Raw genomic sequence first — 14,668 nt, forward strand, 5'->3', positions numbered from 1 at the left:
CATAAGACACCTATGCACGGGGCATGAGATTTCCGTGACCACCCCTTCCGCATCCGACGACTCCGACCTGGTCGAGGCGTTCCTGACGGCCAGCCGCGCCCTGGTCGGCGTGGCGGTACGGTCGCTGAACGCCGGTGACGACGAGGTCACCCTGCCGCAGCACCGCGCCCTGGTCCTGCTGGCCGCCCACGGACCCCAGCGGATGGCCGACCTGGCGACGCTGCTCGGCGTGAACAGCTCGACCGCGACCCGGCAGTGCGACCGGCTGCAACGCCGTGGACTGATCCGGCGCCAGCCGTCGACGCAGGACCGGCGGACCGTTCGGGTGTCGCTGACCGACGCCGGTCAGGAGCTGGTCCGGCGGGTCACCGCCGCCCGCCGGTCCGAGATCAGCACCATCCTGCGGGCCATGCCCGTCGCGTCCCGCGAGCAGCTCGTCACCACGCTGCTCGGCTTCGCGGAAGCGGCCGGCGAGGTCCCTGATCAGAACTGGTCGCTGGGCTGGGGCACCGATCAGGTCCACGGCGAGCCGACCGCGGCAGCCCCGGCCCACCCGACCGAAGGAGCCGCTTCGTGAGCTCACTCAACTCCTGGCTACTGCTGTTGATCTTCGTGGTGTGCGCCGCGGCGATCTGGGTCGCCGGGATTAAACTGTCGGACGCCACCGACGTCCTGTCCGAACGCCTGCACCTGGGTTCGGCCCTCGGCGGGGTCATTCTGCTCGCGGTGGCGACCAACCTGCCCGAGCTCGCGATCACCGCCAGCGCCGCGCTCTCGCACCAGCTCGACGTGGCCGTCGGCAACATCCTCGGCGGCATCGCGCTGCAGACCGTGGTGCTGGTCGTGCTGGACGCCGCCGGGGTACGCCCCCGCAAACCGCTGACCTACCTGGCTGCCTCGCTGACCCTGCTCCTGGAAGGCGCCCTGGTGGTCGCGCTGCTGCTGGTCGTGGTCATGTCCACCCAGCTACCCACCTCGCTGATCGCGTTCCGGCTCACCCCCGGCGCCGTCCTGATCGCCGTCCTATGGGGCATCGGACTGCTCCTGCTACGCCGGGCCGGCAAGGGCCTGCCCTGGCACGAGGGCGGCGACGCCCCCGACACCCAGGAACAACCGCAGGGCCACTCCAAGACGACCAAGGAGAGCCAGGCCAGCGCCAAGGGCATCAGCACCGGCCGCGCCGCGACCGTCTTCGGCATCGCCGCCGCCATCACCCTGCTCGCGGGCGTATTCGTCGAACGCAGTGGCGAGGCACTGTTCGGCCGCCTCGGCATGTCCGGTGTCCTGTTCGGCGCTACCGTCCTCGCAGCGGCGACCTCGCTGCCGGAAGTGTCCACCGGCCTGACCTCCACCCGGATGGGCGACTACCAGCTGGCCATCAGCGACATCTTCGGTGGCAACGCCTTCCTGCCCGTGCTCTTCCTGCTCGCCACGGTGCTCTCGGGCCAGGCCGTGCTGCCCCGGGCGCACAACAGCGACATCTACCTCACCGCCCTGGGCGGCCTGCTCACCGTGGTCTACATGGTTGGGCTGGTCTTCCGCCCCCAGCGGCAACGGCTACGCATGGGCGCCGACTCCCTGACCGTCCTGATCCTGTACGCCATCGGCATCGCCGGCCTCGCCTTCATCAGCGGTTGAACCCAAGGACCCAGCACGGATCAGGACCCAACACCACCATGACCGTGGTCTACCTGCCCGGCCCCGGCCAGGTTGCACCGGCCGCGGTGCGCCGCGCGGTCGCCTACATCGACGCGCACGCCGCCGAACCGGTCAGCCTGGACAAAATTGGCGAGGCTGCCGGCCTCGGTGTCCGCGCGTTGCAAGCCGCGTTCCGCCGGCACCTGGACACCACCCCGCTGGGCTACGGCTGTTGTGAGGCCTGGGCGTGGGCGCCGAGGTCGGCCAGCGAGAGTTGGTGTGCTGGTGGCTGGTCGAGCGCGATGGTGCTGGTGATGTGCCGGCCGGGGGCGACGTGCAGCAGTTCGCCGGGCTGCAAGGCTCGCCAGCCGGGGTCTTCGTCCATGCGTTCGGAGGCGACCACGACTGCCGGGGTGGTGGTGAGGTCGGCGGAGCGCACGCGTACGGTGCCGGCGGCGCTGGCGTGTTCCAGGTGGTGGGTGCCGGTCGGGCCACCGGCGGCGCGGTCCAAGACGTACAACTGGTGGGTTTCGGGGTAGCGCAGCGCCCACAGGTCGGTGGCGGTGGTCATGACAAGGTTGACGGCGTACACGGGAAGGTTGGCCGCGACCCAGCCGACCGCGCGGGTGATCGCTTCCCCGAGGTCGCCGGTCTGTTCGGCGTGGCTGGTGATGAGGGCGAACAGCCGTTCGGAGTCGGTGTCGCCGTGTACGAGCTTCATCGCGCCGCCGAGCTGGTCCTCGAGCTTCGGCAGGTCGCCGACGACGCCGTTGTGGGCCAGGAGCCGGTCGTGCTGGCAGAACGGGTGGGTGTTGTCGGGGGTGAGACCGCCGGTGGAGGCATACCGGATGTGCGCGATGAAGGTGGCCGCGCGCAGTTCGCGGGCTTCGCGGGCAAAGGCGGTGTCGCGGTAGGCCGCGACGGGCGCCTTGTGGACCTCCGGCGTGCCGTCGTCGCGGAAGATCCCGAGGCCCACGCCGTCGGGCTCACGACGGCTCTGCACGGCGAGACTGTCGGCGGCGTCCAGCAGCCAGAACGTGGCTTGGACGCGACGTGGTGCGGCGGTCATGCCGAACAGCCGGCACATGCTCAGGCCTCCTTCACGGGGTGCCGCCGCAGGGCCCGTCCGGCCGGTCCGGCGTTGCGGCTCAGGTGGTCGGTGATGACGGCGCGGTGCTGGTCCTGGTGGTGGCCGCGCAGGGCGTGCAGGCCAAGACCGGCGGCGACCAGGACGAGCCCGAGCAGGGTCTGCCACCAGCCGATGAACACGAGTTGGGCCAGCGCGGCGAGCAGCCCGAGGGCGGGCAGCAGCGGTCCGGCGGGCAGCCGGATCCCGGCGCGGTGCTCCCGCCGCTGCGCCTGGAACGCGGCCGCGTTCACCAGGACCATGGCCACGATGGCGGCGACGTTGCCGAGCGCGACGATCACCTGGATGCCGCCGGTGAGGACAAGGATGACGGCGGTGACGGCGCCGGCGAGCACGCTGACGGCGGGGTGGCCATGCCAGAGGCGACCGGCCACGGTGGGGACCTGCCGGTCGGCGGCGAGCCTGACCATGATCTCCGAGGAGCCGAGCATGTTCGCGTTGGCCGCCGACAGGGTGGAGATCAGGGCGCCGATCGGGATGAGGATGCCGCCCCAGGTGCCGATCAGGTGCTTGGCGGCGGTGCCGACGCTGGCCTCGTCGTAGGTGCTGATCTGCCCGGCGAGCAGCGCGACGACCACGCCGAGGTAGATCAGCGCGACGATGCCCATGCTCAGCAGGATGGCCAGCGGAATGGTGCGCTGCGGCCGGTCGACCTCGCCGGCCATGTTGGTGACGACGTTGAACCCGAGGTAGGCGATGAACAGCAGGGCGCTGGTGGTGACCACCGAGCCGGCGCCGTGCGGCGCGAACGGGGTGAACCGAGCCCGGCCGAGGTGCAGGAACGCGAACACGATCAGCAGGACCAGGATGGCGACTTTCACGACGACCAGCGCGGTCTCGGCCCGGCCGATGAGACTGGCCGGACCGAGGTTCAGCAGCGCGATCACCACGACCGCGGCCACCGCGACCAGGGTGGCCGGCAGCGCGGAGACGAAGAAGTCGTGCAGGTAGCTGCCGAAGGCATTGAGCACGAACGCCACGCCGATCACGCCGCCGAGCCAGAAGGCCCACGAGGTGAGGAACCCCCAGCGCCGGCCGAGGGCCTGCCCCACGTAGGCGTATCCCGATCCGCCCGGTGGCGCGAGGCTCGCGACCACCGCGAACGACAGCGCGGACAGCAGCACCAGGACGCCGGCGAGGACGAACGCCGCCATGGCCGCCGGGCCGGACCGCTGCACCGCCAGACCGGACAGCACGAACACCCCGGCGCCGACCATGGTGCCCACCGCGAACGCCACGCAGGACACCAGGCCGATCGACCCGGTCCGGGGACCGGCGCTGCTGTGTCGTGTTCGAGTATCACCGGCCACGGGTTCCTCCTGGGCATCTCATTGATCTGTCTCGCCTTCCCGGACTCCGGACACGCAAACGGATCAGGCCCAGCCGGACGATCGGATGGCCCACGCCGGGGGCGGGCTCTCACTCGAACTGAGGCTGCCGTCCGCGCAAAGCCGGTCCCGGCGGCGGAGAAACCCGTCTGCTACCTGTTACCGGCCGACACCGGGGGGTAGGCGCTGTGTCCACCCTTGTTGTGTTGGAGGTGACATTCGTGTCAGAGACAACCCGATTCGCGATGGCCGATCATCCCGATCTCCTGGAGCTGCGCGAACGCTACGAACGGGTGTCCGCGAGCGGCCCGGCCGTCATCACCGACGGCCTGGTACTGCTCGCCGGACTGTGGCTGGCCATCTCGCCGTGGGTCATCCACTTCAACGGCACCGACCCCGCCATCACAGTCAACAACCTGGTCCTCGGCCTGGCGGTCGCGGTGGTGTCGCTCGGGCTGACGCTCATGCCCCAACGCATGGTCCGGCTGAGCTGGGCCACCGCGATCATCGGAGTCTGGGCAGCGGTCTCCCAGTGGATCATCCACCAGTCCGGCGCCGTCGCCGGGATCTGGGTCAACAACCTGATCACCGGCGTCATCATCGCCGTGCTCGGCGTTGCGGCCGGCGTTATCCTGTTGGGCGGCTCCACCAAGACAGCGAACCGGCGACGCTAGGTAACTACGATGGCGGGTGCTCCGGCACCCGCCATCGCCATGATCGGACGCAGATCACTGCCGGCCCGCGTTTGGCCCGCCCGCGGGCGGGGATCCCACCGGTAAAGCCGGGCGTCACGGCGGGCCGGCCGCATCCTTCGGGAACTACCGGCGGGTAGAAGCTGGGCCGGCATCGCGCCAACGATCAGGACCGGCGACGTCGCCCGGACCCGACGCCGCGCTCAGCCGTGCCGCACCGCCAGGCCATCCTCGGAGAGCCCCATGACAGTTGAGCAGGCAACGCCAGACGGGGTCGACCATGTCGAGGCAGCGACCATGGCACTGTTCGCCCGCATGCACGCCCCCGGCATCGGACCGCAGGAGCGTCGCCGGGTAAGGGAACAGATCATCGCCGACAACCTCCCGTTCGCCACCCGATTGGCGCACCGCTACCGCCTCCGCGGGCAGGACGACGACGTCCTCGAGCAGGTCGCCGCGCTGGGACTGGTCAAAGCCGTCAACGGCTTCGACCCGCGGCGAGGCAAACCCTTCTTCGGCTATCTGATCCCGACCGTGACCGGCGAGCTGAAGCGACACTTCCGCGACAAGGGCTGGCGCGTGCACGTCGGCCGCCAACTGCAAGAGCGATGCCTGGAATTCGGCCGCGTCCGCGCCCAACTGCACCAGACCCTGCGCCGCCAGCCGACGATCGCCGAGCTCGCCCAGGCACTGGGCGGCCCCCAGGACGAAGTCGTGGAAACCTGGATCGCGGCCAGCGCCTACGACGTCGACTCGCTCAACGCGCGCGTGTCCGACACCGACGACTCCGCCGAACTGCAGGACCTGCTCGGACAGGACGACGCCGACCTCGCCGGCGCATGCGACCGTCTCGCCCTGCGCGAACTGCTCCGCCGACTCCCCGAACTCGAACAGTACGTCCTGACCCGCTACTTCTTCGGCGACGCCACCCAGGAACAGATTGCCCACTCCCTCGGCGTATCCCAGATGCAGGTTTCCCGCCTGCTGCGGCGCACCCTGCACACGCTGCACCGGCAACTCGACGGCGATGACGACACCCCTGCACCGGCCACCACAGCCCAGATCACCGCCGCCACCACAGCAGGCCATACCGCCGTCACCGTCACCGGCGACCTCGACCAGGCATCGGCCGCGCGACTGCGTGACACCCTCGTCGACACCGCCGTGCGGACCCGACCCCGGCGACTCATCGTCGACCTGACCCGAGCAGGCCAGGCCGACGGCGCCATCGTCCGCGCTCTCGTCGACGGCCACCGCGCCACCGGACACAGCGGTACCACGTTCATGGTGACCGGCATCGACCCCGTCCTGTTCGAGCGCCTCCGCCGACTCGGCGTCACCCGACTCTTCCCCTGCCGACCCTCCCACCGGGCCACAGCACACAACGCCACCGAGCCCATCGCCGACGCACACCGCCGACCGGCGACACCACCGGCGTCACCGCAGGCGAGCCGGCCAGACGCGCCCAGACAGCTCACGCACCACCTCACCGCGTCCAAAGACGGCACCGCCGACCCCACCGATCACGGCGACGGCCACCGCCCGGTCGACATGGGCCTCTGCACCCCTGCCCGAGGCCCCGCCGGTCACCGCCATCCGCGACCCACCCACGACCCCGATGAGGACCGCCCGGATCCTCGACAGGCACCAACCCCCGAACCCAGCCGTGACCGCCACGGTGCCGTCCCGAGCGGCAATCCGGACTGGTACGGCTCTCGACGGCCTGGTACGCGACGACCCCGCAGGGATGGCGCACAGCCGCCCTCACGGAGGCAGCCGTGGCCACGTCGCTCGCCGCAACCAGCCGTCGGCTCAGAACCCGAGCACGCCCCCATCGACCATGATCCGAAGAAGCCCTCAACCGGAGCAGAAGCGCCACCACCCGGGCCACCGGGAAGATCACCCTAAATACCCCACCAGGGGCCCGAGGTGCCGGCCGCGATCACCGGCGAACTCCCCTGGCGACAACGGCCGGCCAGCCGGCCCCGCAGGGCCTTTACGAACCTCATGCGACCACCCCTGCGCCTTGAGCAAGGCCAAAGTCAACAGCGAAGGTCTCGGCGGCCTGGACTGACGAAGTGGGGAGGTGCCGCGGTTAGCCGCTCGATGTCGCAGTTCGTGCTGCCGGACCGGCGGCAGCCCTGGCTTCCACGCGAGGGCGTGGAAGTGATGCACGTCCAGGGCCATGACCGACTACCCGCCACCGCCACCTGAGCAGGGTGGGCGACGTTGTCTCGGCGAGAACCGCGCGACTGGCACGTGCGGGGACGGCGTATCCCGGCTGATAGTCGACGGCGAGCTCGACCACGACACGAGCGCCCTCCTGACCGGCCTGATGGCAAATGCAGCCGGCGGCAATCGAGCGCGTCTGATCGCGGCCCGCGTATGCGTGTCCTATGCGCATGCCATGCAGCAGCGGGCGAACGGCCGCACGGCAAGGCGTTCCTCAGCGATCGGCTGCCTGCATCGTTCGCAGATGCCGTAGGTCGCCTCGTCCACCCGGCGCAACGCGCCGTTGATCTCGCCGATCCGCTCTCGCGACGCGGCCAGCAGCGCGGTCAGCTGGGCACGTTCGAAGCCAATGGTGGCGCCCTCCGGGTCGTGCTCGTCGTCGGCGTTCGAATCTTGCGATGCCGCGAACAGCGCCCCCAGGTCCGCGGCCAACGTCGCTGCCTCGGCCTCCGCGCTCGCTCGCAGTTGCAGCAGCTCATCCCGGACCATTCCCTCAGCGTAGGCCGCGGCAGTGCCAAGCCTAGCCAAGCGTGCCGTTGTCGGATCAGTCATGGTTTCGAGCGATCATCAGGGGACAATCGGCGTGGTGCAGCCTGGCTGGTTCGGCGCTGAGCATGGGCCGTGATCGCCGCGATCACGGCCCCCGACGATCAGCAGGTCCGCGCGGGCGGCAGCCGCCAGCAGCACCGGCACCGGCTCGCCGACGACCGCGGAGCCCCATACGCGGACGTCCAAGGCGCAGCTGCGCGCCTGGGTTACGACGGCGTCCAGGATCGCGGTGACCTGCTCGCCGGCGTCACCAGTTGGCAGGCGGGTCGCTGGCAGGAAAGGAGTCCCGCCCCCAGATTTCGACGATGTCGCCTTCATCGGTTCGCGGGTCCTGGGTCGGGGCCTTGGGCGGTGACGGTCCTGCCGTCACGACGACGGCTTCAGCGCGCGTCGGCTGCGTGGGAGTTCCCACCGTGGTTCCTCCTGTCTCTGCAGAGCGAGGCGGCTGGGATCGGGCTATACCTGGCAGACAGCGCACCAGCGGGTGGTGGGCCGGTCCCGCATGCGGTCGGTCGCGATCATGTACCCGCACTGCTGGCACATGCCGTAGCTGCCGGACTCGATGCATCGCAGGGCGGCCCGGACGTCGTCGACGGCATGTCGTGCCGCGGCCAGCCGCACCCGGGCGAGCTCTTCGGAAAGTCCGGTCTCGTCGGCCTGATCCGGGGTCGGGAGCGCGCACCGGGCGAACGCCTTGTGCAGCTGGTGCACCGTCAGATCCCAGGCCAGCGCCTTGATGTCGCGTTCCTTGTCAGTTACGCCGATCGGCGGTGGCGCCGTACGTGTCGACATCGATCATTCTCCTTCGGCTCAAGCCGATCTGGTAGCGCGTTGCACGGGAGTCAGGCGGTGGAGGATGGCACGACGGTGACCGGGCAGCCGGCGTGGTCGACGAGGGCACGCGATGTTGAGCCTGTGATCAGGCCGCGGAACCCGCCATGGCCGCGGGAGCCGACAACGATCATGCCGGCGCGCAGCCGGTTCGCGGCGTCGATCAAGGCAGCCGCCGCCGTGGCGCCGTCGGCGGAATCGCGGCGGTATTTGACGTCACTGTACTGCCGGGCGAGCTGTTCGACCTGTGCCGTGACCGCATCCGGCCCGGTCTCCGACGGAGCCTGGCCCTGGGAGATGATCACCAGTTCGGCGTCCTGCCGGCGGGCTTCGGCGAACGCGACGTCCGCAGCGGCCAGCGCGTGCGGCGAGCCGTCCATGCCGAGAACTATCATCGCGCCCTCGGCGGCGTTCGCGTCCCGTACCACGGTGACCGGGCAGGACGCGTGACCGGCGAGCTGTGTGGCGGTGGACCCGGCGAGCAGACCGGCGAATCCGCCGGTGCCACGATGGCCGACCACCAGTAACTGCGCCTCACGTGAGGCATCGATCAGCACCGCGGCGGCTGAGCCGTCGACCAGCCGGGTGGTCACCGGCAGATCCGGGAACTCGTTTCGCACGGCGGCCGCCGTCGCGGCGAGCATGTCCAGCAATGCGTCCCGCGGGGCGCGGTCGACGTCCAAATACGGCGGATACATTGGAGCCATCAGGACCGACCAGCCGAACGCGTGCACGATTCGCAGCTCGCTACCGCGCCGTGCGGCCTGCCGGGCGCCATACCGCAGGGCAGCGGTGGCAGCAGCCGATCCGTCGAAGCCGGCGACCACGCGGGTGTTCATTGCGTACCTCCTCGTAAGGCTGCTCGATGGTGAGCGGATGTTCGCGCGTGCCGGAACGGCTGACGATGGAAGTTCCGGCGGGTCGCGCGTGGCTGCCTCCACTGTCGCGCCGCTGGCCGAAGGTCGACAGGTATCGCAGCGGTCATTGTTCGGCCCGCAACATTGCCGGGCGTCGGCAGGTAAGCGTGCGGCCGTGCCGGTTCTCGCGTCCTGTTCCCGATGGCCCGGTTGGACCTGGCAATGCTCGGCGCAGGGCTCAGGTCGCTCCGCTTGTACCGCTTCGGTTCCAGGCTGGCTACGCGGAGCGCGCGTTCGACGAGCTGTAACTGGGTTCCGCTCGACGCGTATGCCTGCTTGACCTGCCCACCGTTGCGCCTGCCTCTCGGCACCTGTGGGCGGCCGCCCGGCGCCACGGGATGACGCTTAGGAGTGCCGCAATTGGGACAGCATCATGCCGACCGGGATGCTTGCCGCCAGCACGAGCAGCACCATCCGGTAGGCACGGTCGAAAAGCATTGGCGCCCGGGCCGGAGCCGAGTGAGCTGCCATACCGGCAGCGGGTCGCGCGGCGTGCCACGCGATCGCCAAGGCGACGAACAGAAGGATCGAGCCGAGATCAACCAGCCAGGGTTCACCGGCCAGGGTTGCGGCGATCACCAGGAGGTTGCCGACGTTCCAGCATCCGATCTGTGCCCAACCGCGGCGCGGCTGTCTCACCTCGGGTCGCCGCTGCCGGGCATTTCCCATGGCCCACTGCGCCACGCCACCGACCAGCACCAGATAGGCCGCGAGCCAGCTGCCGTGCGCCAGATCGAGCGGCCCGGTGACCGCGGCGACAAGGCCACCGAGCACGATCGAACAGAGGCCGATCGCGGTCAGCACGGCTGCCGGTTTCGGTTGCCAACCGTGCCCTGGGTGGGACCGCGCTGCCGCGTTACCACTGGGCGCCGGCGCGTCGTGCATCCCGGCCGGTTCCGACGACGCGGTCACGCTCGGGCCGCCGTGACAACGCTCAGCAGTACCGCGGAGTCGTCGATGGCGGCCAGATCATGGCGGGTCGGCGGGATGTCCAGATGGTCACCGGTGGCCGCTTCCCAGCAGTCGTCTCCGGCACTGAGGCGCACCCGCCCGGCCAGCACGTGCAGCGTCGCCTCCCCGGGGCTTTCGTGCTCGCCGAGCGCCCGGCCGGCGACCAGGGCAAGTAGCGTCTGGCGCAGCGCATGACCGCCGTGGACGGTTCGCGCGCTACGGCCGGCCGGCGAGGCATGAGCCGCGGCAATCTGCTCGGCCGCCAGAGCGGACAACGACACAACGCCCATCATGATTCTCCTGCCGGGCCGAGGTGAGCCATACACAAGTCTGGTTCGACAAAGGGGTGGAGTCGCTCGACCGTGATCGGTGACTCCCACGCTTGCATCGCTCCCTGCATCAGGCCCAGGTGGGCCGGACAGACCACGTCCGACCGGCTGACCGCGAGCTCGAGGAACGGGCACTGCCGCAGGCCGACCCGCCGCCCGTCGCTGTCGTCGCGCTCGGGTGCGAAACCCAGCTCGTCGAGCAGCCGCATCAGTCGATCGACGGGCTCGGCCGGTCCTGATGCTTTTCCAGGCCCGGCGGCCGTGGACGCCTGGCGCAGTCCCCACTGCTGCCCGGCCCGCAGAATTCGGTCGCCTGGATCGGCGTCGGTGTCGATCGCCCCGGCGAGCACCTCGGCGAGGACCCGGAAATGCCGCGTACCCATCGGATCCATGCGCCGCACCGCTTGGAACAATTGGGGTGGACGTCCCGGGCTGCCGGAGTCGGCGGTCGTGCGCTCGACCTGGCCGTTGCTGACCAGAGTCTCCAGATGGAATCGTGCGGTGTTGACGTGGATTCCCAGACGTTGGGCGATCTCGGCGATCGCCATGGGCCTGTCCGCGATTCTCAGCAGCCGCAATACCTGTCCACGACGTCGGGAGGCTTGCCGATCCGGCTGCGGTGTCGTCATCGCGACCCCTGGGTCTCTGCTGGGCGGCGCGCACGATGCGTCGAGTCCGGTTGGGCGATCGCGTAGGTCACGGCCTAGAGTTTACACAACAGTGAGTTGTATAAACCTGAGGGCAGGAGAACCGTGTTGTCGTCGACGACCGCAAGCAGCCCCGACGTGCAGGAACTGGACGTGCGCGGGATGCGCAAGCCTGACAAGCACCCCATGATCTTCACGACCTACGCCGCATTGCCCGTCGGCGCATCGTTTGTCCTGGTGAATGACCACGATCCGCAGCATCTGCACGAGGAGTTCGAGGCGGACCACGCCGGTAGCTACTGCTGGGAATACCTCAACCGTGAGATGCGTGACTGGCGGATCAAGATCACCAAGTTGGCCAGCACCCCGCTCCCGCGGGTACTGGTCGACACCGCCACGATCACCGCTGACACGATTGCCGCCGATGTCACCGGAGCGGTGTGGAAGCTGCAGGGCCGTGAGCGGGACCTCGACGCCAACGTCATCGCCCTGCCCCCGGGGCAGACGATCGATGCCCACGCCGGACCCGACCTGGATGTTCTCATCCACGTTTTGGCCGGCAGCGGCCACTTGGAGACCGAACTCGGCACGGTCGATCTCACACCCGGTGTCCTGCTGTGGATGCCGCGCCGTTCACGCCGGCGCTTCACCGCCGGCGTCGAGGGCCTGCGCTATCTGACTGTGCACCAGCGCCGACAGGCACTGCTCATCGATGCCGGCCGGGCCGCAGGGCCGCGATGAACGCAGGACGATGAGCGTGCCGTCAATGGCGATCCAAGGAACAGCTCGGCCCTCCCGCCGACGCCGGGGGCGATCGGCGGGCCACGGGCGGTGTTCACCTGGTGTCGCTGGACTGGCCGCAGGACGCCTCTTGCCTTGGTGGTGATCGTTCGCCGCCGACCGGCACAACCACCCGGTCGGCGGCGAGGGGGAAGAAGACCGCGCGTCGCGTCCGGCCCTCGGTTCGCGTGGCGAATCGGGCGCAAGCGCCGGCGGAGGGCGAGGCGGATCATTGCCCGCCGCGTGGACCGTAACCGTCACCACCGTCGGTGCGGGCGTGCGCAGACCGAAAGCTGCCCTGCATTTCGGCGGTTGCTGAGCTGACCGGCCTTGGCCGCCAGCGCGGCGAGGACCTGTTGCGTGGAGGCGCGGAAGGCGGCCACGCCTTGATCTTCGAGGGTGATGCCGATGTCGTGCATGTCGATGCCGGCCCCGGCGAGCCGGCGCATCACCGCGGCGGCTTCGTCGACTCCGGTGTCGATGGTGCGGGCCAGCCTGCCGTGGTCGGTGAACGCGGCGATGGTGCGCTCGGGCAGGGTGTTGACCGTGTCCGGGCCGATCAGGTGGTCGACGTAGCGGGTGTCGGAATAGGCGGGATTCTTGGTGGAGGTGGACGCCCACAGCGGCCGTTGCGGGCGCGCCCCGAGCGCGGCCAGCCGTTGCCACCGCTGGCCGGCGAAGCGCTCCCGGAACAGCCGGTAGGCGAGCTTGGCCTGGGCGATCGCCGCCTGGCCGCGCAACGCCAACGCCTCCGGCGTGCCGGCCGCCTCCAGACGCCGGTCGAGCTCGGTGTCGACCCGGCTGACGAAGAAGGAAGCAACGCTGCGCACGCGCGACGGGTCGCCGCCGCGCCCGACGAACGCTTCGAGCCCGGACAGGTACGCCTCGATGACCTGTGCGTACCGGCTGAGCCCGAAGATCAGGGTGATGTTGGTGCTGCGTCCCTCGGCGATCATCGCCCGGACGGCAGGTACACCCTCGGCGGTCGCCGGGATCTTCACGAACAGGTTGGGTGCCGCGATCCGCTCGTGCAGTGCGCGGGCGGCCATCACCGTGGCCTCGGTGTCGCGGGCCAGTTCGGCTGCTACCTCGATGGAGGCGAAACCGTCGATGCCGCCGCTGGTGTCGAACGCTGGGCGCAGCACCGCCAGCGCGGCGGTGATGTCGTCGACGGCCAGCTGCCAGTACGCGTCCTGCAGCGGACGGCCGGCTGGCGGTCAGCGCGAAGAACTGCTTGTCGTAATCGCGCGAGCCGGCGATTGCCTTGGCGACGATGGTCGGGTTGGCGGTCACGCCGCGAATCCCTTCGCCGACCAGGCGAGCCAAGGTGCCCTCACGCAGGTAGCCCCGAGTGAGGTTGTCGAGCCACGGACTCTGGCCGTACTCAGTGTTGAGCCGCTCCATCACGGTCATCGGTTCCCCTCTTCGGCTGGGCGGGTGGGCAGTGGCGTGCTGCCGGCGACGGGCAGGTCGGCTGGCCTGGGCCGGCCGCACTTCATTGGGCCGGCACGAGGATCCCTACCAACATCGCGATCACACCGACGGCGTACATCGTCGGTTGAGCCGTGCCCCAGCGGTGACTGGCCGGGCGGGCCGGCCATCGGCCGTTAGGTGCACGATCGGTTGACCGCTGAATTGCCGATGCAGGGGTCGCTGTACTGGTCGCTCATCGGCTTGAAGGGTCGCGGGCTGCGGCCATGGCGGCCAGGCCCGCGCCGTTGAGCGCTGCGGTTCGTGGTGCGGCCGCCGACCGCACTGGGATGCGGAGGTCCGCGGTGATCTGCAACATCAGGCTGGGAATCAGGGCGCCGTCGCCAACGACCATGAGGCCGCGCGTCAACGCGGCGGTGACAAGCGCCTTGGTGGCAGGCTCCAGGCGCAGTTCGTTGACCATCCGGGTGGTGGCGTGGGCGAGCGCTTCGATGGGGGCGCCACGCTTGAGGTCGCGGGTGCCGAGGTCCATGCGGCGCGCCGCCTTCACCCTGCCGTGCTGCAGGGCTGCCACCTCGATGAGTTCGGCGCCGATGTCGGCGATGAGTAGGGCGCCTGCGGCGCCGCCGGCGCCGATGGCTGCCGCTCGCACCGTGTCGATGAACAACACGCGCGACGGCACGAACACGGCTGTGGCGACCTGGCGCAGAACGTGCTGCTCCGCCATGGTCGCGAGCACGGGCCGGCAGACCACCACGACAGAGCCGGCCGGGATCGGATCGCGGTATCGTCGGATCAGGTCCGCCAGAAGATCGACGCAGCCGAGCCTGTCGGCGACGCGTCCCCTGCGCACCGGTGCGTGACTGGTACCGACGGTGTTGCCGCTCGGGCAGGTCAGGCTTCCCCGGCCCGGCACCCACACCTGCGTTCGGCCGCTGCCGAGGATGGCGGCGACCACGGTGGGCGAGGTCTCAGCGCTCGCCTGGGTCTCGGCGGGAGACTCGGACACCGGGCCATTGCACGGGTAACGGCCGGAGGCGATCGTGGTGAATACGGACATGCCGACCTCATTTCTCGAACTCCGTTGAGACGGTCGTTGCTCGCGCTGTCGTCACTGCCTCCCTTGCCTGCGGGACCGCTGTATCTCCAGCCTGCGCGACCGCTCGGGCAACCACAGGAGCCGTCACAGGAAGACT

Annotated in this window: 15 protein-coding genes; 5 read left to right on the forward strand and 10 right to left on the reverse strand. The window is 69.9% G+C overall.

The features are described from left to right. Window positions 1-34: 34 nt before the first annotated feature. A complete protein-coding gene (locus ODJ79_RS41885; protein WP_263029285.1) occupies window positions 35-577 on the forward strand; it encodes a MarR family winged helix-turn-helix transcriptional regulator in 543 nt (180 codons plus the stop codon). Continuing rightward, on the forward strand, window positions 574-1,638 hold the full coding sequence (locus ODJ79_RS41890; RefSeq protein ID WP_263029286.1) for a sodium:calcium antiporter: 1,065 nt from the start codon (window positions 574-576) through the stop codon (window positions 1,636-1,638). The genes ODJ79_RS41885 and ODJ79_RS41890 overlap by 4 nt, the downstream gene beginning before the upstream one ends. A gap of 223 nt (window positions 1,639-1,861) precedes the next feature. Here ODJ79_RS41890 and ODJ79_RS41895 read toward each other — a convergent pair whose 3' ends face one another. Beyond that, window positions 1,862-2,725 carry a class II glutamine amidotransferase gene (locus ODJ79_RS41895; protein WP_263029287.1) on the reverse strand — a complete coding sequence of 288 codons (864 nt, stop codon included), beginning with the start codon at window positions 2,723-2,725 and terminating at the stop codon, window positions 1,862-1,864. 2 nt (window positions 2,726-2,727) lie between these two features. Then, window positions 2,728-4,095: an APC family permease gene (locus tag ODJ79_RS41900; RefSeq protein ID WP_317620749.1), complete on the reverse strand. Its 1,368-nt coding sequence runs from the start codon at window positions 4,093-4,095 to the stop codon at window positions 2,728-2,730. A gap of 239 nt (window positions 4,096-4,334) precedes the next feature. Here ODJ79_RS41900 and ODJ79_RS41905 point away from each other — a divergent pair, with 239 nt between their 5' ends. Together ODJ79_RS41905 and ODJ79_RS41910 are read left to right on the forward strand one after the other, a co-directional pair. Beyond that, window positions 4,335-4,787, forward strand: a complete 453-nt coding sequence (locus ODJ79_RS41905) for an SPW repeat protein (RefSeq protein ID WP_263029288.1) — start codon at window positions 4,335-4,337, stop codon at window positions 4,785-4,787. Window positions 4,788-5,048: 261 nt separating this feature from the next. Then, window positions 5,049-6,713, forward strand: a complete 1,665-nt coding sequence (locus ODJ79_RS41910; RefSeq protein WP_263029289.1) for a SigB/SigF/SigG family RNA polymerase sigma factor — start codon at window positions 5,049-5,051, stop codon at window positions 6,711-6,713. Window positions 6,714-7,199: 486 nt separating this feature from the next. On the opposite strand, the gene ODJ79_RS41915 is transcribed toward ODJ79_RS41910, so the two are convergent. From ODJ79_RS41915 to ODJ79_RS41940, 6 genes are all read right to left on the reverse strand, one after another. Beyond that, window positions 7,200-7,526, reverse strand: coding sequence for a TraR/DksA family transcriptional regulator (locus ODJ79_RS41915; RefSeq protein WP_263029290.1), 327 nt, complete (start codon window positions 7,524-7,526; stop codon window positions 7,200-7,202). A gap of 516 nt (window positions 7,527-8,042) precedes the next feature. Beyond that, window positions 8,043-8,378 carry a TraR/DksA family transcriptional regulator gene (locus ODJ79_RS41920; RefSeq protein WP_263029291.1) on the reverse strand — a complete coding sequence of 112 codons (336 nt, stop codon included), beginning with the start codon at window positions 8,376-8,378 and terminating at the stop codon, window positions 8,043-8,045. 50 nt (window positions 8,379-8,428) lie between these two features. Then, the gene (locus ODJ79_RS41925) at window positions 8,429-9,256 is read right to left on the reverse strand and encodes a universal stress protein (RefSeq protein ID WP_263029292.1); all 828 of its coding nucleotides are present in this window, start codon (window positions 9,254-9,256) and stop codon (window positions 8,429-8,431) included. Window positions 9,257-9,679: 423 nt separating this feature from the next. Then, window positions 9,680-10,138, reverse strand: coding sequence for a hypothetical protein (locus tag ODJ79_RS41930; RefSeq protein WP_263029293.1), 459 nt, complete (start codon window positions 10,136-10,138; stop codon window positions 9,680-9,682). A 104-nt stretch (window positions 10,139-10,242) separates the two neighbouring features. Next, window positions 10,243-10,575, reverse strand: a complete 333-nt coding sequence (locus tag ODJ79_RS41935) for a cupin domain-containing protein (protein WP_263029294.1) — start codon at window positions 10,573-10,575, stop codon at window positions 10,243-10,245. Next, window positions 10,575-11,243, reverse strand: coding sequence for a helix-turn-helix transcriptional regulator (locus ODJ79_RS41940; protein WP_263029295.1), 669 nt, complete (start codon window positions 11,241-11,243; stop codon window positions 10,575-10,577). The genes ODJ79_RS41935 and ODJ79_RS41940 overlap by 1 nt, the downstream gene beginning before the upstream one ends. Before the next feature lie 156 nt (window positions 11,244-11,399). Here ODJ79_RS41940 and ODJ79_RS41945 point away from each other — a divergent pair, with 156 nt between their 5' ends. Continuing rightward, the gene (locus ODJ79_RS41945; RefSeq protein ID WP_263029296.1) at window positions 11,400-12,002 is read left to right on the forward strand and encodes a DUF2249 domain-containing protein; all 603 of its coding nucleotides are present in this window, start codon (window positions 11,400-11,402) and stop codon (window positions 12,000-12,002) included. Window positions 12,003-12,298: 296 nt separating this feature from the next. On the opposite strand, the gene tal is transcribed toward ODJ79_RS41945, so the two are convergent. Continuing rightward, window positions 12,299-13,186, reverse strand: coding sequence for a transaldolase (gene tal, locus ODJ79_RS41950; RefSeq protein ID WP_263029297.1), 888 nt, complete (start codon window positions 13,184-13,186; stop codon window positions 12,299-12,301). Window positions 13,187-13,707: 521 nt separating this feature from the next. Then, the gene (locus ODJ79_RS41955) at window positions 13,708-14,532 is read right to left on the reverse strand and encodes a rod shape-determining protein (RefSeq protein ID WP_263029298.1); all 825 of its coding nucleotides are present in this window, start codon (window positions 14,530-14,532) and stop codon (window positions 13,708-13,710) included. Between the last annotated feature and the right edge of the window lie 136 nt (window positions 14,533-14,668).

It is taken from the genome of Actinoplanes sp. KI2 (genome assembly GCF_025630775.1).
Taxonomy (GTDB): Bacteria; Actinomycetota; Actinomycetes; order Mycobacteriales; family Micromonosporaceae; genus Actinoplanes.